This is a genomic window from Microbacterium sp. SLBN-111 (genome assembly GCF_049739645.1).
Lineage (GTDB): Bacteria > Actinomycetota > Actinomycetes > Actinomycetales > Microbacteriaceae > Microbacterium.
The window spans coordinates 1296588-1316922 of record NZ_JBMGQH010000001.1; the positions used below are offsets into that span (position 1 = coordinate 1296588).

Below are 20335 nucleotides of genomic sequence, written 5' to 3' on the forward strand. Positions count from 1 at the left end.
AAAAGAACAGGACCATGATGCACTTCACTCGATCCGCCTCCCGGGGACTGGGGGCGGCCGCAGCAGCGGCGGCTCTGGTCGCCGCGGGTGTCACCCTCCCGAGTTCGGCGACCGCGGATGTCGAGCTTCCGCCGCCGGCGGCCGACATCTTCCCGAATGTCGGTACCGCGGACTTCGACGTCCAGCACTACGACGTCCAGATGGACTACCGGACGAACGCCGACATCTCCGCGGTGACGACCATCACGGCCGTCGCGGCCAAGCCGCTCGACACGATCCGCCTCGACCTCGAGGGGCTCACCGTCGACGCGGTCACCGTCGACGGGAAGGATGCCACCTTCACCCGCGAAGACGACGACGCCACGACCCTGCACAAGCTCGTCGTGGCTGCTCCCGAGACGGTCGATGGGGAGTTCACGGTCGTGGTGAGCTACCACGGTGCCCCGGTCCGACACGAGGATCCGGACGGGTCGTCCGAGGGATGGATGCCGACCGCCACGGGCGTGGCCGCGCTGGGTCAACCGGTCGGCACCATGACGTGGCTCCCCAGCAACAACACCGTCGGCGACAAGGCGACGTACGACATCGACGTGACCGCTCCGACGCAGACCGACGGCCAGGACGTCTCCGTCGCCAGCAGTGGCAACCTCGTCGGCCAGACCCCCGTCGACGGTGACCGCACCCGGTGGTCGTGGGACATCGAGACGCCGCTGTCGACCTCGATGCTGGTCCTCTCGGTCGGGCAGTTCGACGTCCTCCAGTCGGACATCACTCTCGCCAGCGGCCGCACCCTGACGGAGCGGTCGTTCGTGGCGAAGAGCGCATCGAGCGACGACCGGCAGTACATCGACTACCTGCGCGGCCGTATCAAGCTCATGCTCGACTGGCTCGAGACGAAGCTCGGGCCCTACCCGGGCGAGAGCACCGGAATCATCTGGGATCACGCCGACGTCGGGTATGCCCTCGAGACGCAGGACCGACCGTTCTTCGACGGCTGGATCAACGAGAGCACTCTGCTGCACGAGTTCTCGCACATGTGGTTCGGCAATTCGGTGAGCCCGAAGACGTGGTCCGAGATCTGGCTCAGCGAGGGTGCCGCGACGTTCTTCGAGCATTACTACGCCTTCGACGTGCTGAAGGAGGGCGACGATCCCCGCACGGTCGCCCAGGACGGCATCAAGAACGAGAAGGCCGAGAAGTGGGAGACGCCCTCGGTGGGATGGACGGACCCCGCGGATCTGTACGGATGGCAGAGCTACACCCGCGGGTCGTACGTCTACAGCGCTCTGATGAACGCCCTCGGGCCGGACGGGTTCGACGCCGTGGTGAAGGCCTGGGCCACGAAGTATCGGACGTCGTCGGTGGTCACGGCCGACTTCATCCGGCTCGCGAGCGAGACCTCGGGCCGCGACCTCAGCCGCACGCTCGACCAGTGGATCGTCGGGGACACCGTGCCGCTCCTCCCGCGGGACATCGTTCGGATCGAGCCGTCGAAGGCCGTGGAGACCACGGCGGGCACCGTGCCCGTTCTGCCGAAGACCGTTGTTCCGGTGTACTCCTCGGGTGACGAGCCGCCCGTCGATATCTTCGGACCCGCGGCGGACGTCACGTGGGACACCTCGGGTGCGGACTGGTCGAAGCCGGGAGAGGTGACCCTCACCGGTTCGGGGACCGACTTCTTCGGGGCGCCCTTCACGTCGGCATCCGTCAGCGTGAAGATCGCGGCGGCTCCGACGCCCACTCCCACCCCGACGCCGACGCCGACGCCGACGCCGACGCCGACTCCGACGCCGACTCCGACGCCGACTCCGACGCCGACTCCGACCCCGACTCCGACTCCGACCCCGACCCCGACCCCGACCCCGACCCCGACCCCGACCCCGACCCCGACGCCGACCCCGACGGCCACGCCGACCTCGACGCCCACCCCGACGCCGGCCCCAGTGGCATCCACCGCTCCGAGCGGGTCCACGCTGGCGACGACGGGTGTACCGTCCGCGTGGCCGGTAGTCGCCGCTGCGGGGTTCTTGCTCGGCGCCGGGGGTGTGGTCTACGCGATCTCCCGTCGCCGCCGGGCCGACTGAGTCGCATCGACAGGGCGGCCCCGACCACGGTCGGGGCCGCTCTCGCGTTCCTCAGCGCCCCCCGGTGAGGCGGTCGAGCACGATCGAAGTCCGGGTGCGCTCCACCCGGCTCGAGGATCGCAGCGTCTCGACGACGGCGCCGAGCTCCTCGTTGTTGGCGGCGCGCAGGATGACCACCGCGTCCGCGGCTCCGGCCACCGTCACTGCGGTGACGATCCCGTTCAGGCCCCGGAGGAGCGTGCGCAACTCCGTGGTGCTCACGTTGCCGCGGCAGAAGATCTCGACCACGGCCTCGGTGCCCTCGAAGGTGGAACCGTCGTGGTCGGCGATCGTGAATCCGGGGATCTCGCCCGACGCGAGCATCGACTCCACGCGGCGCTTCACGAGCGACGTGGATCGCCCGATGACGCGCGAGATCTCGGAGAACGGCATCCGGGCGTCACGGGTGAGGAGTTCGACGATGGATCGGTCCAGGCTGTCCACGATCGCCACGCTAGTGCACCGGGAATCCCGGCAACGGCAGGGCGGCGTTCGTCCCCCAAACACGTCACGAACGCCGCCCGGTCGGGGCTTTCCGCTCAGTCCTCCTCGTCGCGCTCCTGCGCGAGCGCCGCGAGGACGAGGTGGGTGAGGTCGATGCTCACGATCCGCGGCTCTTCGCTCATGGCGTCGGCGTGGTCGGGGTCGGCTCGGGCGTCGCGGGCGCGGCGTCCGTACCGGCGGTCGGCGTCGGAGCCGGGGCGACCTCCGTCGGCACGGGCTGCACCCGCAGGAAGGGGAAGTTCGTCGGCTTCGCGTTCGCGAGGTCGTCCGTGGCGTTCCATGTCAGCATCTCCGACGGGATCTCGCGCAGCGGATAGATGTTCCACGCGTCGGCCGCACCGGGTGCGGTGAACGCCACCGGCACCGGCCCTCCCCCGCCGTAGAAGTAGGCGTCGAACGGATCCGAACCATGGTCGCGTCCGACGGTCGTGAGCGGGTTGCCGTCCTGATCGAAGAGCTGGACCGTGGGGATCGCGTTGCCCTCGGCGTCGAACGCGAAGATGTTCCGCACTCGCTGGCCGTCGACCGAGAGACCGGGGGTGAAGTTCGCCGCCGCCGAGGCGCCGACAGAGGAGTCCCAGAGCATCGACTGCAGGCTCGAAGTGAGAGCGATCAGCGTGAAGGGAGTGAGGACCAGGGTCACGACCGTTACTGCCGTACGGATGCCCCGCAGGATGCGGTTCGGCGCCCAGTGGCCGCGCCCCCATTGCACGCTCACGAGCAGCAACGCCGCCATCAGCACGAGCCCCGGGAGCTGCGTCGCGCCGATCAGGTAGGCGAACGACCCGGACCGCCAGCCGTATCCCGACCAGAAGAACGGCGCGATGAAGAGGTACAGCACCACCGCGCGCAGGATCCACCAGATCGGAGCGAAGGATGCCAGCAGGTCGAGGGTCCACGCGGCCGCGGGGTTGCGCCGGATCTGGGCGCTGGTCGCCTCCCGCATCCGCGCGAGGCGCTCGGAGAGCGGTGCTCGCTTCGTCGCGCCGGTGTCGGTGCGCTCCGGGAGTCCCGCGGCGGAGCGCAGCTCGGCGGCGTAGGTCGTGGCATCCGGGAGCGTGAAATCGTCGCCGGCTTCGGCGGCCTGGTCGGACAGATCGGCCTCGAGGCCGTCGAGCAGGTCATCGACGTCGTCGGCGGGGAGGTCGTCGAGGTGCGCACGCACGGCGGTGGCGAACGCGTGGATGTCGTCGTGGACGGAGGTCGTGATCATCGGGCGTCTCCGATCGTGCGCAGCTTCTTCGGGGTGTTCGTGTCGTCGAGAAGACTCGTCATGGCCGACGAGAAGTGGGCCCAGCTCGCGCGCTGCGCGTCGAGGAGCTCGCGTCCCTGCGGGTTGATCGCGTAGTACTTGCGGTGCGGTCCGCCGTCCGACGGCACCACGTAGCTCGACAGCGCCCCCGCGGAGTAGAGCCGACGGAGGGTGCCGTAGACCGAGGCGTCCCCCACCTCTCCGAGCCCCGCATCGCGCAGACGCCGCACGATGTCGTAGCCGTACCCGTCGTCGTGCTGGACGACCGCGAGCACCGCGGCATCCAACACCCCTTTCAGTAGCTGCGTCGTATCCACGCGCGCCCCCTCTCGCTCATCTGTGAGGGACAGTACCACGCGATGCGCGGTAGTGCGCAGTGCAGATTCCGTGTATCCGCGGCTCTCGGTTGACCGCACGAACGCCGAGGGGGTGGCATCCAGGATCCGGATGCCACCCCCGCGATGCCGCATTTACGGAACGACGACCGCGCGCCCCCGTACCTCGCCGTGGTGCAGACGCTGGTAGGCCTCGACGGCCGTGTCGAAGCCGTAGCGCTCGACGTGGACGCCGACGGCGCCGCTGCGGGCGAGGTCGAGCACCTCGATGAGTTCGCTGCGCGTGCCCCAGTAGGGCGCGCGGACGGCCGCACCCATGGGGGTCGAGAAGAAGCCGGTGGGCAGGATGCCGCCCCCGATGCCGACGATGTGGATGAAGCTGTCGATCCCGGCGACCTGACGGGCCAGGTCGATCGTGGGCTGCACGCCGACGAAGTCGAACACGGCGGTGGCGCCGAGGCCGTTCGTCAGCTCGCGGATGCGCTCGGCGGCGTGCTCGTCGGAGGTCACCGTGTGGTGCGCGCCGACCTCGCGGGCGAGGGCGAGCTTGTCCTCGCCGAGGTCGACCGCGATGACGGTGGCCTGCGTGATCGCGCGAAGGATCTGCACGCCCACGTGCCCGAGTCCGCCGACGCCGATCACCACGGCGGTGGCGCCGGGGTACAGCTTCTGCTTCGCCGACACGATCGCGTGGTACGGCGTGAGGCCCGCGTCGGTCAGCGATACGGTTTCGACGGGGTCGAGGTCGCCGAGCGGCACGAGGTGGCGGGGGTCGTCGACGATGACGTACTCGGCCATCGCGCCGGGGGCACCGAGTCCGGGCGGGGTGATGCCGAGCTCGGCGGCGTAGGGGCAGTAGTTCTCGGCGCCCTGCGCGCACGCGTGGCAGCGGCCGCAGCCCCACGGTCCGTAGATGGCGTAGGCCTCGCCGATGTTGACGCCCTCGACGCCTTCGCCGAGCTCGTCGACGATGCCAGCGCCCTCGTGGCCGAGCGTCAGGGGGAGTCCGTACGTGTACTGCTCCTCCGGAAGGTCCATCACGAACCAGTCCGAGTGGCAGAGGCCCGCGGCCATGACCTTGAGTCGGATCTGCCCCGGGCCGGGGTGGGGCTCCTCGATCTCGACGACCTCGGGGCCCTTGCCGATCTCGCGGTACTGCACTGCCTTCATGGCATTCCTTTCTTCGGAGCGACGGGGGATGCCTCCACCGTGCGCCCGTCGCCGGCGGGTGTCGAGGGGCTCGACGGCGTTTTCCGCCGTTGGGAATCGCTCTCATTAATGCGTGTGAATAGAGTTCCGGATGCCGCGACCGACACGCCGTGCGGTCGCCCCGCATTGCGGCGCGGCTTGCGCTCTGGACACAACGAAGGAGATTCGGGCCCCGCGGCCGGAGGGATGCCGGTTCTCCGCACCTGCGTCCGGCATTCTCCTTCGTTGTGTACGCGGGGTCCTGGCATCCCGCTGGGAACCCTCCCACCCGCGCGTGCGCGCACCTACACTGGACGCACCTCCGTCACCGTCGATGGGAGTCCGGTGCCTTCTCCGTGGTCGCGTCCGACCGTGTCCCCCGAAACCTCGGGGCTGATCATTGCGCGCGCCCACGACGAGCTGCTCGCCGGCAACGAGGATCGCCGGCTCGGCGACGTGCGGCCGCTGGTGCGGGATTCGTGGCGGAGGTCGCTGGCATCCCTCGTCGGTCCCGAAGGGCTGCCGACGGTCGACCTCGTGTCGGAGGAGCTCGAGGCGTATCGCCGCGCGCACCCGCTCGCCGGGGTGATGGACATGGTCCGGGCGCTGCTGCTGCCGGGGTCGGCGGAGGATTCCGGCGTCGTCGTCGCCGTGGGCGATGCGGCGGGGCGCCTGCTGTGGGTCGAGGGCGATCGGCACCTTCGCACCCGAACCGGCGACATGGGTTTCGTCGCGGGCGCGAACTGGTCCGAGGAGGTCGTCGGCACCTCCGCCCCCGGAACGGCGCTGACTCTCGACCGGTCGGTGCAGATCCGCGGCGCCGAGCACTTCAACCGCTTCGTGCAGCCCTGGTCGTGCACCGCGGCGCCCGTGCACGATCCCGAGACGCGGCGGCTGCTCGGCATGATCGACGTCACGGGCGGACCCGAGGCCGTGACCCCGCAGGCCCAATTGCTGGTGGATGCCACGGCCCGCGCGATCGAGAGCGAGATCCTCGTCGGGCGGCTCCGGGCGCAGCAGGATCCCCCGCCGCGTCGACCGCGCCGCTCCCCCGGGACGCGCGCGCTGCTGCGGATCCTCGGGCGGGATCGCGCGCTGCTGGAGGTGACCGGCGAGTCCGGCGAGACGGTGGTCGAGCTCGGCGCGCGGCACGCCGAGATCCTGCTGCTGCTCGCCGTTCACCGCGAGGGCATGTCGGCAGAGGCCTTGAGCGAGGCCGTGTACGGCCACCCGGCGACCGAAACGCTGCGCCCCGAGATGGTGCGGCTGCGGAAGGTGCTCGAGCCTCTCGCCCCGGCCCTGGTCCCGGCATCCCGCCCGTACCGGCTGCCCGACGGCCTCGAAACCGACGCCCAGCAGGTGGTGTCGCTGCTCGATCGCGGGGCGCACCGCGTCGCGCTCGCCGCATACCGCGGGCCCGTGCTGCCGGATTCGGTGGCGCCCGGGGTGGCCGAGGTGCGGGAGTCGGTGCGCTCGACGCTGCGCGAAGCGCTCATCGAAGAAGCGGGGCTCGACGTGCTGCTCGCGTACGCCGACACGTCCGACGGGCGCGATGATGCTGAGGTGCTGCGGCTGTGCCTCGCGATGCTGCCCGCCCGGTCGCCGAAGCGCGCCGGGCTCGTCTCGCGGATCGAGCGCCTCGAACGGGACTGATGTCGGAGGCCCTGGTTACGCTGAATCCATGGACGAATCGACGCTCGACATCTTCTCGGCAGCTCGCGCCCGACGCGATGTGGGGCGTATTCGTGAGGCCGTAGCCGAGGTGAAGGCGGGTGACATCGCCCGCGTCCTGGTGCGGTCGCCGCGCTACGGCCTGTACGCGATCGAGGGCACCGTCCGCATCGGTGTGGGCGGGCAGCCGCTCGTCGGTGACGTGATCCTCGCGCCCAGCGCCGAGATCCAGCGCATCGACCTCGGCATCCCGGCCCCCGAGCCGGCGCTGTCCGCCGACGTCGTCGATCCCTCGACCCTCCCCCACGGCACGCCCGTCCGCGTGACGTTCGTCACGCCGACCGCCGCGACGTTCGCCGTGACCGGGCCGATCACCGCGGGCAACGACCGTTTCCTCCTCGTCGGCAGTTGGATCGTGGCCGACGACCGCGCGATCGCCCCCCGCGTGGTGAGCATCGAGCGCCTCGACGACGTCGACCTGCACGAGGTCAACGTCCCGCCGCTGCGGTCGGTGCTCGTCGACGCCGACGCGTAGGGCGTGAGGGGATGCCACGGCCCCGGGGTAGCGGCATCCGGTGTTCTGCTCCCGCGTGGTGAGGCCCGCTGGCTGAAGTTCGCAGAATCGTGCGAATCTCGCAGGATTCACGCCGGAATCTGCGAAGTACGGGGGATTCTGCGAACTTCGCCGCTCGCTGGGGCATCGGGGTGCTGGCATCCATCGGCTCTGCCTAGCCGCGCCGTGCAGGCGCCGTGAGCTGGCCGAAGCTCGCAGAATCGTGCGGATCTCGCAGGATTTGCGCCGGATTCTGCGAAGTACGGGGGATTCTGCGAGCTTCGCTTCGCGCACCTCCGCGGACGTTGCAACCCGATGCAACGTGCCCCGGCGTACGTTCGGCGCATCGCCGCCCGAAGCCGTCGCGGCGTCTCATGACCGTCGAAGGAGACACGCATGACCATCGTCGAAGAAGGCGTTTCCAGCGTCTACGCCGCCCCCGGTTCGCGCGGGGCCGTCGCCCAGTATCGCGAGCGGTATGGGCACTACATCGGCGGGGAGTGGGTCGAGCCGCACAGCGGCGAGTACTTCGAAGACATCACCCCCGTCACCGGCAAGCCGTTCTGCGAGGTCGCCCGCGGCGACGCCGCCGACATCGATCGAGCAGTGGATGCCGCCTGGAAGGCGTTCGCGTCCTGGAAGAAGACCACGCCCGCCGAGCGCAGCGTCATCCTGAACAAGATCGCCGACCGCATCGAGCAGAACCTCGAGCAGATCGCCGTCGCCGAGACGTGGGAGAACGGCAAGCCGGTGCGCGAGACGCTCGCCGCGGACATTCCCCTGACGGTCGACCACTTCCGCTACTTCGCCGGCGTGCTGCGGGCGCAGGAGGGGTCGCTCAGCCAGCTCGACGAGAACACCGTCGCGTATCACTTCAACGAACCGCTCGGTGTCGTCGGGCAGATCATCCCGTGGAACTTCCCGATCCTCATGGCCGCGTGGAAGCTCGCCCCCGCGCTCGCCGCGGGAAACTGCGTCGTGATCAAGCCGGCCGAGCAGACCCCGGCATCCCTGCTCTTCCTGTTCGACATCATCGGCGACCTCCTGCCGGCCGGTGTCGTGAACATCGTCAACGGCTTCGGCATCGAGGCGGGGGCGCCGCTGGCGCAGCACAAGCGGATCCGCAAGGTCGCCTTCACGGGTGAGACCACCACGGGGCGCCTGATCATGCAGTACGCGTCGCAGAACCTCATCCCGGTGACGCTGGAGCTCGGGGGCAAGAGCCCGAACCTCTTCTTCGAGGACGTGGCCCGCGCGACCGACGACGCGTACTACGACAAGGCGCTCGAGGGCTTCACGCTCTTCGCGCTGAACCAGGGTGAAGTGTGCACGTGCCCCTCGCGGGCGCTGATCCAGCGGTCGATCTACGACCAGTTCCTCGGCGACGGCCTCGCCCGCGTGGGCAAGGTGAAGCAGGGCAACCCGCTCGACCCCGAGACGATGATCGGCGCGCAGGCCTCGAACGACCAGCTCGAGAAGATCCTGTCGTACATCGAGATCGGGAAGGCCGGCGGCGCGAAGCTGCTCACCGGTGGCGAGCGCGTCGACCTCGGCGGCGAGCTGTCGGGCGGCTACTACGTGCAGCCGACGGTGTTCGAGGGCACGAACGACATGCGGATCTTCCAGGAGGAGATCTTCGGCCCCGTGCTCTCGGTCACGTCGTTCGATTCGTTCGACGACGCGATCTCGATCGCGAACGACACCCTCTACGGCCTCGGCGCAGGCGTGTGGAGCCGCAACGGCGACACCGCCTACCGCGCCGGTCGCGCCATCGAGGCCGGACGCGTCTGGACCAACACGTACCACCAGTACCCGGCGCACGCCGCGTTCGGCGGGTACAAGCAGTCGGGCATCGGCCGCGAGAACCACCTCAAGATGCTCGACCACTACCAGCAGACGAAGAACCTGCTCGTGTCGTACGCCGAAGGGGCGATGGGCTTCTTCTGAGCCGACGGCGTGGGGCCGGGGCGCTGCGGCCGGCAGCGTCTCGGCGCCGTCGTGGACGGAGCGTCGGGGCGGCGGGTCGCCGACGCTCGGTGACCCCCGGGATGCTCTCCCCGGGGGCCACACCCTTTTGTTCGGTGTTGAGGCTGTGCGTGTCCCACTTTGTGCGGGTTCGGCGGGCTGAATCTGCACTTTGTGGGACGCGCGTGTGGTTTCGGTGGTGGCGTGTCCCACTTCGTGCGAGTCGCACCGGCTGAAGCTGCACTTTGTGGGACAGGCCTGTGGGCGGCGTCGGTGGCGTGTCCCACCTGGTGCAGATCGAGCGTCGATTTCCTGCACATAGTGGGACGCGCTCTCGAGGAATGGAGAAGAACGGATGCCAGAACTCTCCCGCGTGGACGTGACGGAGGCTGCGGCCGCGCTGCTGCGCGACCTGACAGCGAAGCACGGCCCGCTGATGTTCCACCAGTCGGGCGGCTGCTGCGACGGCAGCTCCCCCATGTGCTACCCGGTGGGGATGTTCCTCACCGGCCCCAGCGACGTGCACCTCGGCAACATCGACGTCGGTCTCGACGATCCGATCGAGGTTTACATGTCGGAGTCGCAGTTCGAGTACTGGAAGTTCACGCACTTGACGATCGACGTCGTGCCGGGTCGCGGCGCCGGGTTCTCGGTCGAGGGACCCACCGGAATGCGGTTCCTGATCCGGTCGCGGATGCTCACCGAGGAGGAGGCGGTGGCGTTCGGGGTGGGGGTGTAGGTGGGTCGATAGTGCCTCGCGTGCCGCTAGTCCTCGTCGAGTAGCCGGTACGCCCGCTCCTCATCGAATTCGACCTCGGCTCCGAGCCACGCATTGATTCTCTTCGCCGCAATGGAAGTCGCCTCCCATGTGCCGGTCGTTACTCCGAGCTGGATCTCATCCTGTTCGGGGCTGCCGGGCCACAGCCATACTGCGAACAGTGCGGAGTTGCTGCCGCGTGCGGAAAAGTAGCCGTCTCGCATGCGCATGACCGCGGGGAGCGGCTCCGCCGCCGACAGCTCGGCACGACGGAACGTTCGTCTCCGCCACCAGGATTCAATGACGAGTTCGTCCTCGGTGATCGTCAGTCCGTATCGGTGTGAGCGAAAGATTGCCGACCAGAGCACGGGGCTGAGAACGATTGCCGCGATGAACGCAACGATCGGCAAACGAACCGGGGTTGCGGCGCCGAATATTGTCGAAATCCCCACCATGGCCGCTGACCACAGCACGAGGGCCAAGCTGACGAGTGCCATGGCGGCAATCGCCAACCCGGTGAGACGCACGCGCCGACGCTGAAAGGCGCCGACCTCACTGATCGGCCCGACCACGTCATTAGTTGAAGACATCAAGCGAGATCCTGCCGACAAAGGCTGGAGAGCGCGAGTCAGGGGTGGGCCGCTTGGGTGGCTCCGGGGCCGCCGGTGCAGCGTGCGATCCGAATTCCACGCGGGGCGGGTGAACTTCCAAACCGATATGGCATGTTGCATGCGCTTCCCGATATCGTGCGGCCCGTTCATCACTCTTACGGGCAGTTGGAGCACGACATGGATGTCCTCAACCGACACTTCGTTCAGCGCGTCCGATGATGATGACCCGCAAGCTCGATCGGCTCTTCCTTATCGTTAGCTCGTTCGTGATCGCGCTTTGCCTTGTCTCGATCGTGGCGATGGGCCTAGCGGCGTGGTCGTTCAGTCAGGCGGTAACGGTCGAACTACCCCTCGTTGCGACGTTCCACGGGTACGTAGAACGGTGCGGCTCGCATGCGATGACGGTGCGGGGGTCTTGGCTCGGAGCGTGGGTCACAGTGTTGGTACTGACGGCGCCTCTTGCAATGCTTGCGACCGTACCGTGCAAAGTCGACGTCTCGCTAAGAGCCCGCACCGCGCCCAACCCTTGACAGGGGAGCCTCCTGCCGATGGGCACCCCAGACGATGCCGGTCGCGGGGGATCGGCGGACGGCTTGCCGTGGGTACCGCTGCCACACGTCACTCGCGGATTGTGAGTGCAGTACACCCCACGGAGGGGGGAGGTGGAGGTTGGAGAGCCGCTCCGGCGTCCAGCTGCGAGCGACTTCAAGTCTCGATGTGGTGTCCGGGTGCCTCAGACCGCGGTGTCGAAGGGCCCAGTGTCGGAGCCCGCTCGTACTATCGAGAGGTGAGCGAGACGAACCCTGCCAACTACACCGTGGTCGAGGTATGCGCCGGCGCTGGTGGCCAGTCGCTCGGCCTACATAGGGCAGGCTTCACGCATTCCATGGCCGTCGAGATCGATCCGACGGCCGCTTCGACGCTGGCCTCGAATCTTGCTGCGCCCGTTGCCGTTGGAGACGTCGCCGATCTCCAGGTCTGGGACCCACGCGATCATGTCGGGGCCACTCTCTTCGCGGGGGGTGTTCCGTGCCCACCCTTCTCGATCGCGGGCAAGCAACTAGGCACCTCAGACGAGCGAGACCTATTCGCGTGGGCTATCGAGCAGGTGTCTGTCATTCAACCCCGTGCCGTGATGCTCGAAAATGTTCGTGGCCTTTCTTCGCCTCGGTTCGCTGCCTATCGGCAGCATGTCATTGACAAGCTCGATGAGTACGGGTACGTCGGCGAATGGAAACTGCTGCACGCATCAGACTTTGGTGTTCCACAGCTTCGCCCCCGTTTTGTTTTGGTCGCAATGCGTCCCGATGACCACGCATACTTTCGTTTTCCGGATCCAATTCTCCACGACAACAACACCGTGGGGGATGCGCTCTTCGACCTCATGGCTGCCCGCGGATGGGAGGGAGCGTTGCAGTGGCGCCAATTGGCAAACGGCATCGGTCCGACTCTTGTGGGTGGCAGCAAGAAGCACGGTGGCGCAGATTTGGGTCCGACAAGGGCCAAGCAGGCTTGGGCGAAGCTGCACGTGGACGGTCGAGGTATCGCTGATGCTGCCCCAGGACCGGAGGCGCCGTCCCCGGTCGATTGGCACCCGCGTCTAACGATCGAGATGGCCGCTCGATTGCAAGGCTGGAGGATCGAAGACAACTGGATCTTCAACGGACGAAAGACCTCTCAGTACCGCCAGATCGGGAACGCATTCCCGCCCCCTGTTGCTGAGGCAGTGGGTTCACAGATTAGAGCTGCGCTGGATCGGGAAGGCTCTCCACGGCAGGATATTGGCCAATCCGTAGACCTGCATGACCCGGTTTATCGTGCGCTGTCAGGTTCATCCCATGCGCTGTCAATGGCTGACTTGGTCCGCGCCCACAACGAAGGAAGCCTTGCGACCGTTGAGAGAAAGATCACTGCCTTGGCCCACGACTTTGAGTTGGAGGTCACGACGGACGCAACCGGTGAAACGCGCTATCGCCTTGGCGCCTTCAAGGGCTTCACGGGCCAGCAAGAGCACATGCGTCATAATTTCGTATCGCAGCACCGCAATCGCGTGAGCTGACAGTGGATTCCCTTTTCGACGGCGAGGCATTCGACCCGGTAGCAGTTGAAGCGGACCAGGCGCTCGTTGAGGTTTTCCGAGCATTTCAGGAGGCCGACCCTGCGGGAACTCGGACCGCTCGAATGATGCGGCGCACGCTTGATCAACTCTACGATGGGCAGAGGACAGGCAGATATTCATGGGCACAACTGCATAAGACCGAGCGGACCCACTTCGGCACACTCTTTGAAATCAACCTTCGTCGCGAGTTCGACGACGTAATCGATGAAGGTGTACACCTCGATTATCGAATCCGCCAGCACGACGTCGACTGTAAGTTCTCACAGCGCGTCGGTGGCTGGATGATCCCGCCCGAAGCAATCGGTCACCTGCTCTTCTTGGGCTACGTGAACGACGCGGCCAGTGAGTTCGCCGTGGGGATCGTTCGGGCATCCCCGACGCACCTGCGGCCTGGGGCCAACCGCGACGCGAAGGTCGGGTTGAACGCCTCCGGACGAGACGCCATTCGGTGGCTGCATCGCCCCGGGGCGCTGCCTTCTAACGTCCTACTTCAGGCCGATCCCTCTGACATCGAGGCCATCTTCGCGCCAGGGCTGTCGGGCCAAGCTCGCGTGAACGAGCTTTTCCGACGGGTCACGCGTCAACGCATCGGCCGCAACGCGGTGGCTACGGTAGCCCAGCAGGACGACTTCATGAAGCGAGTCCGTGAGAACGGCGGTGCGCGCAGCGCGCTCCGCGCTGAGGGTTACGTCATTCTCGGGGGAGACTACGCGTTTCACCGGTCCGCCGCATTCCAGCTCGGGATCCCTGTGCCGGAGCCCGGCGAAATGGTGAGCGTCCGTCTTACCCCAGCTGGATCGAACGACATGAACACTTTTGATGTTGCCGGGGCGACGTGGCGGGTCGCCGATGACAACGAGCATGTGGCTGGCCCTGCGCCAATGATTCCTCATCGGTAGGAGTGGATTTTTCGGGTCAGCCGAGCATGGTCTCGCGTCTGACGTGCGAGGACCTGTTCCTGTCGGACCACCCCACTTTTTCGGAAGACCTGTGTGGTCAGGGAGTCGGGCTAGACGGGGGCTGGGCGCATCTCGATATCGCAAGAATGTCAACGAGGGTGGTTCCATCGACATCGACGACTGATACATCCAGGCTGGCGTTGCCGTAGGCGGTCGCGGTGAATCCGACGGAGGGCTTGTTGAGCTTCACGGCGCTGTCCCTCACGACGAACCCGTCGCCAAGTGCAGTCGGCAATTGGTCGACAAAGGCTTGACCGTCGAAACCGCCCCCCGGGTAAACGCCCCAATGCCCCGTGTAGAGGACGCTATCGCCGTCACAACCGTACGGGTCGGTCTCAGGTCGCAGCCCCACACGGCTGCCAGGCGGCATCTCGTCGACAACCCGTTGCATCGCGGCGTTCGCCTCTTCGGTCACTGTCTCGTAGGTCGGCAGTTCTGGCACCGTGCACCCCGTCATCGTCAGCGTCAGAGCGACCGTCAGCACAATCGATCGCCCGATCCTTTCACCCATGCGTCCCTGCCTCGCTTTCGAGGATCCGACGAATCTCATAGAGCACCGTTCCGTTCTCAGTCACGTCACCACTGATGATTCGGTTGTGGTGGTCGAGCTGACTTGACGCTTCCATCGCTAGCGCGATCGGAGGGCTGACTGCGCCCACACCCCATACCGCGGGTGAGGTGCCGTCTATGCCGGAATCCAACTCTGTGAAGCCGTTCTGCTCGGTGGCCTTGATCGCGTAGCCCCAGTTCCACGCCTGAATTCCGTCGAAGTTCTTGTTGATGTCGTTTGGTGCCTGCATGGCGTAGTATTCGGTCCCGGGCTGACTTCGCCAGTCGTATGTCATTCCGATTCCGGCCAGTGCAACGCGGGCGGCAAAATGTGCCCCAGCCATCTCTGCCGCACCTCCCGCATCGGACCCGGCGGAATGTTCGATGCTCACAATCGGAGTGTGAGGAGTGAGCGCGTCCAACTCGAAGGAGAACTGCGCATACGATCGGCCGAGTTTTTCCATCATGTCGTTGTTCTGTGGTCCGGTAGCGAAGATATCTGCACTTAGCTGCGGAAAGTCTCCCTGCTTGACTACAAATCCCGCTACATCGGTCCCGAATTGAGCGTTGTCCACTTGCCAGTTCGTCAGGGCGGTTATACCTTGCCGAGGCGTCGACGTGTAGAACGACTCCATGGTGGTGTTCGTTCCCGGCATGAATGTCATAATCACGTCAGCGCGTTCCGGGTTCCCAATCATCTCTATAATCTGGGCGCGCCCCCGGTCGTAAAGATAGAGCTGGACATCCCCACTAATGACACGGCTCAGGTAGTCGTACTCGGACTGCCACGCTTCCGGAACTTGGATACGTACGCGCTCGTAGGTTCCGGGCTGCAGGGTGTATCCGCGGCTATCGATGAGTCTTCCGAGTTCCTCTCTGCGCTCCTCGGCGACCGTCCGATTCGCGACGACGCGAACAGCGGCTGGAACGCCGCCGAGCGCTCCAACAAGGGCCGGGGCTGCCGTCATGAGGGCAGCACTGCTATCAGGGCCGAGCTGGGCCCACCACACGGCTATCACCCGAGGATCAGGAGGCGTGTCGCGGAGAAGTATGGACCACTCCGGGTGTTCGCGGAGAAGTTGTTCGATCCCCCTCGCGTCAACGGCGGTCAACCGGCTCAGGATTGCCGATGCGAGGGTGGTGCGAAACTCCTCGCCGCTCGCGTGCCAGTCGGTGTCTGACGATGGGCTCACGGCAGATGTGAACGCGATGTCGCCAGGAGGAATGGCGATACGAGCCAGGCTTCGAACGCACTCATCTATCGCTGCCTCGATCTGGGTCTGCAGCGCAGCGCATTCCTGTTCGAGCTGTAAGTTTCGAGACAACCCGTACGGCCCCCAGCCGCGGAGGGGGTCGGTCGAATCCTCAAGTCCGGCACCGTGTTGGTCGCGATACGCGAGTACTTGCGACCGATGAGCCTCGATGTCGCCCTCAAGCCGCTTGTGAGTCCACCCGAGCGTGTGGAGTTCCTCGGCTAGGGTTCTGAGGGCCGCCGCGGCCGCGACTGCCGCCTGTTCGAGATCTTCGGCGCTGGCGATGACAGGTGCGATTGCTGCGACGGCTGTGGACGTCTCCGGGGCGTCGTAAACATTGGGGAGGCTCCGCCAGGCCACCTCCGCGCTACGCATGCCGTCGCCGACTGCCTGTCCGGCGGGGGACAGCGCGTCCGCCGCTGCGACCAGGGCCGTGGGGTCAGCTGGCATCGGTGGCAAGGCGTCGTGGGTGATGAGGGTGCTCATGGCACTCCCGCGCCGAAGCCACGCCGTATCACCGCAGACGCGCTCACGTCGGATTGAGTGGAAGTTTCGGCCGCCATTTGATCGTCGGCGGCGATGTACGCGACTGTGGCAGCTTGAACAGTCGCGACGATGTCCGCAGCACACGCACTGAAGTCCGCTTCAGCCGTGCGTCGGTGGGCGAAGACGTCTCGCAGCGCGTCGGCTACGCGAGAGCCGGACGGGTGGAAAGCGTCGACTGCACTGTCCACGGCCGTGAGCGCTGCCCGAGCCCCGACTTGCACACCTCCCATCGACGTGGAGAATTCCGTCCCTACTCTGGCGACTCCCGCGACGTCGATCGAATACCGCATCCCACCAACCTACGGCGACGGCGTTCGATCGTCTGTCCCCCGAAAGGACGACGACAACGGCGGTCGTGTGTCTCCGGTCACAGTGGATGGCGGATCGCCGCTACTCAAGGACGCGCTCACAGCCACCCCCGCTCAACCGCCACCCGCACGGCATCCGCCCGGTTCCGTCCGCCGGTCTTGCCCATCGCGCTGGACAGGTGATTCTTCACCGTCCCTTCCGACAGGTGGACCATGCGCGCGATGTCGGCGATCGATCCGCCGGCGCGGGCCGCGGCGAGCACGTCCGTCTCACGCTCGGTCAAGGGAGAATCCCCCTGCGCCAGCGACTCCGCCGCCAGAACAGGGTCGACGACCCGCAGCCCCTGAGACACCCGCCGCACCGCATCCGCCAACTCCGCGGCGGGGGTGTCCTTCACGACGAAGCCCGACGCCCCGGCCTGCATGGCACGCGCGAGGTAACCGGGCCGGCCGAAGGTCGTGACGATGAGGGCGCGGCATCCGGGAACCTGCGTGCGCAGAAGAGACGCGGCGGCGATGCCGTCGATGCCGGGCATCTCGATGTCGAGCAGCGCCACGGTCGCCTCGGACGCGCGGGCGGCCTCGACCACCTCGTCGCCGCGGCCGACCTGGGCGACGACCTCGATGTCGGGCTCCAGACCGAGCAGCGCGGCGAGGGCCCCGCGCACGAGCGCCTGATCGTCGGCAATGAGAAGTCGGATCACCACGCCCCCCTCACCCGGAACGGGCCCAGGTCGCCGCGCCCCGCGATCACCACGTCACCTTCACACGGAATCCGCCGAGGTCGCTGCGGCCCACGGACATGCGGCCGCCGGCGGTCTCGACGCGCTCGCGCAGTCCCGACAACCCCGAGCCGGACGATGCGCCCGACGGCCCGCGCCCGTCGTCGGCGACCTCCACCGAGCGCGCATCCAGCGACACCCGGCACACGGATGCCTCGGCGTGCCGCACCACGTTCGTCACCGCTTCGCGCACCACCCACCCCGCGAGCTCGCGCCGGTCCGACGGCACCTGATCCGTCGACCCGGGCAGCTCGGGCTGGACGCCGGCGCTCTCCAGCGCCGCGCGGGCCGCGGCGAGCTCGCCGCTGATACTCACTCCTCTGTACCCGTGCACGGTCGCGCGGACGTCGGCCAGCGCACCGCGCGACAGCTGCTCGATCTGCGCCACCTCGTCGCGGGCGGCCGGGGAGCCGGCATCCATGAGTCTTCCGGCGAGCTCGGCCTTCACCGTGATCACGGTCAGCGAGTGGCCGAGGATGTCGTGAACGTCGCGCGCGACGCGGCTGCGCTCGCGCTCGGCGGCGAGTTCGGCGACCTGCTCCTGCGTGGCCCGCAGGCGTTCGAGGGTCGTGATGTTCTGCACGAAGCTCAGCATCATGATCGAGATCGACAGGATGATCGCCGAGCTCAGGACGTTCGTGAAGGTGTCGGCGCCGCTCCACACTCCGACGATGAACGACGAAGCGCTCAGCAGCAGCACGAGGATCCACGTCGGGCGCCGCGCGACGCTCGACACCGCGACGGCGACACCGACGAACGTCCACATCCACCGCACGTCCCCGCCGATCCATGGCGCCAGGCTCAGGCTCAGGGCGAACATCACGGCGGCCGGGATCAGCCGGCGCCACCCGGAGGTCGTGCGGCGCGCGAACGGGACGCTCAGGAGGAAAACGGCGGCGAACACCGCGACGATGAGCGTCCCGATGAGATTCGCCGCGAGATCGGGCACTTCCCACACCGACAGCAGCGTCGGGAAAGTCCAGATCAGCGAGATGCCCCCGCCGATGAACCAGCCCCGCGCGAACGAACGCCGGCCCGGGGCACCGAAGCGCCCCGGGCTGGTCGTCTCGTCCATGCCGTTCACGATAGAGCGGCTCACGAACGCCGCGTGTCCCGCCGGAAGAAGTACACCGTGCCGGCGACGAACACCGTGAGCCACACGATCGCGTTGATGAGGGCGCCGAGGTCGAAGGCATCCCCCGTCAACGGCGCACGCGCCAGCTCGGCGATGCCGTACACGGGCGTCAGCTTGCCGACCGTCTGCAGGAAGTCGGGCATCGACGACAGCGGGTAGAACAGCCCGCCGAGGAACGACAGCAGCACCACCGCCAGGCTCGTGATCTGCGCGACGTTCTCGCCCGGCACCATGTACCCGACCATGAGTCCGAGGGTCGTGAACACCGCTCCGGCCAGCAGCCACGCGGCCAGGCCCGTGACGATCCACTGCACCGCCGACAGCTGAACCCCGACAATGGATGCCACGACATACGTCGCGATCACCGCGATGAGTCCGAACAGCATGCCCGCCAGGAGCTTCACGATCACGTTGACGAGCGGGTTGAGGGGTGTGAGGCGCAGCTGCCGCGTCCACCCCTGCGCGCGCTCGACCGCGACCGCGGCACCCGTCTGGGTCGCCGACATCATCGCTCCGTACATCGCCATCGACACCATGATGTACGCGGCCACCGACACTCCCCCATCGGCCACCGGCACCTGGGTCAGCGGCTCGTCGAGCATCTGGTAGCCGATGATGAAGAACATCAGCACGGGGAACGCCACGGTGAAGAACAGCGCCCGCGGGTTGCGGAGCTTGCGGACCAGCTCGATCCGCAGATACGTGAGCGTGAAGCCGCCCAGAACGGGGGCGGGACGGTCGAGGCTGATGGCGGTCATCGGGATGCTCCGTTCGAGACGTCGGCGGATGCCGGGGAGTCGATGGTGAGCGCGACGAACACGCTCTCGAGGTTCTGCGCGGTGATCTCGAGATCCCGCGCGGGGGTTTCCGCCAGGAGGTGGCGCGCGAGGGCGTCGGAGTCGCGCGTGTGCAACGTCACGCGCTCGCCGGCGGCCTCGACCGAATCGACGCCCGGGAGGGATGCGAGCGCCGTGATGTCGGCATCCGGAATGGTCGCCTGCACCACCCGACCCGAAACGAGGTTCTTGATCTCGGCCGTGGTGCCGTCGGCGACGATCTGGCCGCTGCGCATCAGCACGATGCGGTCGGCGTACTCGTCGGCCTCGTCGAGGTAGTGCGTCGCGAACATCACGGTGCGGCCGCGGGCGGCATCCGTCCGGATCGCGTTCCAGAACGAGCGGCGGGCCTCGACGTCCATGCCGGTGGTCGGCTCGTCGAGGATCAGCAGCGCCGGGTCGCTCACGAGCGCCATCGCGAAGCGCAGCCGCTGCTGCTCGCCGCCCGAGCAGAGCCCGACGCGGCGGTTCGCCAGATCCCGGATGCCAGCCCGCTCGAGCGCCTCGTCCACGGGACGCTTCTCGGCGAACAGGCTTGCCGTGAGCTCGACCGTCTCGCGCACCGTGAGGTCTTTCAGCAGACCCCCCGTCTGCAGGACGGCGGAGACGAGGCCGCGCGACACCGCGCCGCGCGGGGTGTGCCCGAAGACGCTGATGGAGCCCGAGTCGGGGCTGGTGAGGCCGAGGATCATGTCGATCGTCGTGGTCTTGCCGGCGCCGTTCGGGCCGAGGAACGCCACGATCTCGCCGGGCTGCACCCGCAGATCGACGCCGCGGACGGCGTGGACGGAGCCGAAGCTCTTGACGACGCCCCGCGCGTCGATCGCGGCGGGGCCGGTGGTGGAGGAGGTCATGTCCTCATGCTGGCGCGGCGCCGTGCCCCGTACCT

General features: G+C 67.4%; 18 protein-coding genes. 7 read left to right on the forward strand and 11 right to left on the reverse strand.

Features of this window, described 5'->3' with window-relative positions; all coding sequences use genetic code 11:
* Window positions 1-14: 14 nt before the first annotated feature.
* The gene (locus RKD05_RS06085; protein ID WP_424708710.1) at window positions 15-2084 is read left to right on the forward strand and encodes a M1 family metallopeptidase; all 2070 of its coding nucleotides are present in this window, start codon (window positions 15-17) and stop codon (window positions 2082-2084) included.
* A gap of 51 nt (window positions 2085-2135) precedes the next feature.
* On the opposite strand, the gene RKD05_RS06090 is transcribed toward RKD05_RS06085, so the two are convergent.
* The 4 genes from RKD05_RS06090 to RKD05_RS06105 all read right to left on the reverse strand — a co-directional run bounded on the left by RKD05_RS06090 (window position 2136) and on the right by RKD05_RS06105 (window position 5384).
* Entirely contained in the window at window positions 2136-2567 is a 432-nt protein-coding gene (locus tag RKD05_RS06090) for an Lrp/AsnC family transcriptional regulator (RefSeq protein WP_424708712.1), read from the reverse strand.
* 178 nt (window positions 2568-2745) lie between these two features.
* Window positions 2746-3840, reverse strand: coding sequence for a hypothetical protein (locus tag RKD05_RS06095; protein ID WP_424708713.1), 1095 nt, complete (start codon window positions 3838-3840; stop codon window positions 2746-2748).
* Complete coding sequence (locus RKD05_RS06100) at window positions 3837-4196, reverse strand: PadR family transcriptional regulator (RefSeq protein WP_063258294.1); 360 nt, start codon at window positions 4194-4196, stop codon at window positions 3837-3839. The genes RKD05_RS06095 and RKD05_RS06100 overlap by 4 nt, the downstream gene beginning before the upstream one ends.
* 153 nt (window positions 4197-4349) lie before the next feature.
* Window positions 4350-5384, reverse strand: a complete 1035-nt coding sequence (locus RKD05_RS06105) for an NAD(P)-dependent alcohol dehydrogenase (RefSeq protein WP_424708714.1) — start codon at window positions 5382-5384, stop codon at window positions 4350-4352.
* A gap of 363 nt (window positions 5385-5747) precedes the next feature.
* On the opposite strand from RKD05_RS06105, the gene RKD05_RS06110 reads away from it, so the two are divergent.
* From RKD05_RS06110 to RKD05_RS06125, 4 genes are all read left to right on the forward strand, one after another.
* Window positions 5748-7055, forward strand: a complete 1308-nt coding sequence (locus tag RKD05_RS06110) for a GAF domain-containing protein (protein ID WP_424708716.1) — start codon at window positions 5748-5750, stop codon at window positions 7053-7055.
* Between the two features lie 28 nt (window positions 7056-7083).
* Window positions 7084-7608, forward strand: coding sequence for a hypothetical protein (locus RKD05_RS06115; RefSeq protein ID WP_022879846.1), 525 nt, complete (start codon window positions 7084-7086; stop codon window positions 7606-7608).
* 414 nt (window positions 7609-8022) lie between these two features.
* Window positions 8023-9573, forward strand: coding sequence for an acetaldehyde dehydrogenase ExaC (gene exaC, locus RKD05_RS06120; RefSeq protein ID WP_424708717.1), 1551 nt, complete (start codon window positions 8023-8025; stop codon window positions 9571-9573).
* Window positions 9574-9946: 373 nt separating this feature from the next.
* The gene (locus RKD05_RS06125) at window positions 9947-10330 is read left to right on the forward strand and encodes a DUF779 domain-containing protein (protein ID WP_424708718.1); all 384 of its coding nucleotides are present in this window, start codon (window positions 9947-9949) and stop codon (window positions 10328-10330) included.
* Between the two features lie 26 nt (window positions 10331-10356).
* Here the strand turns inward: RKD05_RS06125 and RKD05_RS06130 are convergent, their stop codons facing one another.
* Window positions 10357-10920, reverse strand: a complete 564-nt coding sequence (locus RKD05_RS06130; RefSeq protein ID WP_424708720.1) for a hypothetical protein — start codon at window positions 10918-10920, stop codon at window positions 10357-10359.
* A gap of 826 nt (window positions 10921-11746) precedes the next feature.
* On the opposite strand from RKD05_RS06130, the gene RKD05_RS06135 reads away from it, so the two are divergent.
* Complete coding sequence (locus RKD05_RS06135; RefSeq protein WP_424708722.1) at window positions 11747-13018, forward strand: DNA cytosine methyltransferase; 1272 nt, start codon at window positions 11747-11749, stop codon at window positions 13016-13018.
* Window positions 13019-13020: 2 nt separating this feature from the next.
* Window positions 13021-13977, forward strand: a complete 957-nt coding sequence (locus RKD05_RS06140; RefSeq protein ID WP_424708724.1) for a NaeI family type II restriction endonuclease — start codon at window positions 13021-13023, stop codon at window positions 13975-13977.
* Window positions 13978-14074: 97 nt separating this feature from the next.
* Here the strand turns inward: RKD05_RS06140 and RKD05_RS06145 are convergent, their stop codons facing one another.
* The 6 genes from RKD05_RS06145 to RKD05_RS06170 all read right to left on the reverse strand — a co-directional run bounded on the left by RKD05_RS06145 (window position 14075) and on the right by RKD05_RS06170 (window position 20300).
* Entirely contained in the window at window positions 14075-14548 is a 474-nt protein-coding gene (locus RKD05_RS06145; RefSeq protein WP_424708725.1) for a hypothetical protein, read from the reverse strand.
* Window positions 14541-16325 carry an alpha/beta hydrolase gene (locus RKD05_RS06150; RefSeq protein ID WP_424708726.1) on the reverse strand — a complete coding sequence of 595 codons (1785 nt, stop codon included), beginning with the start codon at window positions 16323-16325 and terminating at the stop codon, window positions 14541-14543. Before RKD05_RS06150 ends, RKD05_RS06145 begins: the two co-directional genes overlap by 8 nt.
* A 466-nt stretch (window positions 16326-16791) precedes the next feature.
* Complete coding sequence (locus RKD05_RS06155; RefSeq protein WP_424708727.1) at window positions 16792-17397, reverse strand: response regulator; 606 nt, start codon at window positions 17395-17397, stop codon at window positions 16792-16794.
* 46 nt (window positions 17398-17443) lie between these two features.
* Complete coding sequence (locus tag RKD05_RS06160) at window positions 17444-18550, reverse strand: sensor histidine kinase (RefSeq protein WP_424708729.1); 1107 nt, start codon at window positions 18548-18550, stop codon at window positions 17444-17446.
* A gap of 20 nt (window positions 18551-18570) precedes the next feature.
* The gene (locus tag RKD05_RS06165) at window positions 18571-19368 is read right to left on the reverse strand and encodes an ABC transporter permease (RefSeq protein WP_424708731.1); all 798 of its coding nucleotides are present in this window, start codon (window positions 19366-19368) and stop codon (window positions 18571-18573) included.
* Entirely contained in the window at window positions 19365-20300 is a 936-nt protein-coding gene (locus RKD05_RS06170; RefSeq protein ID WP_424708733.1) for an ABC transporter ATP-binding protein, read from the reverse strand. Before RKD05_RS06170 ends, RKD05_RS06165 begins: the two co-directional genes overlap by 4 nt.
* Window positions 20301-20335 lie beyond the last annotated feature (35 nt).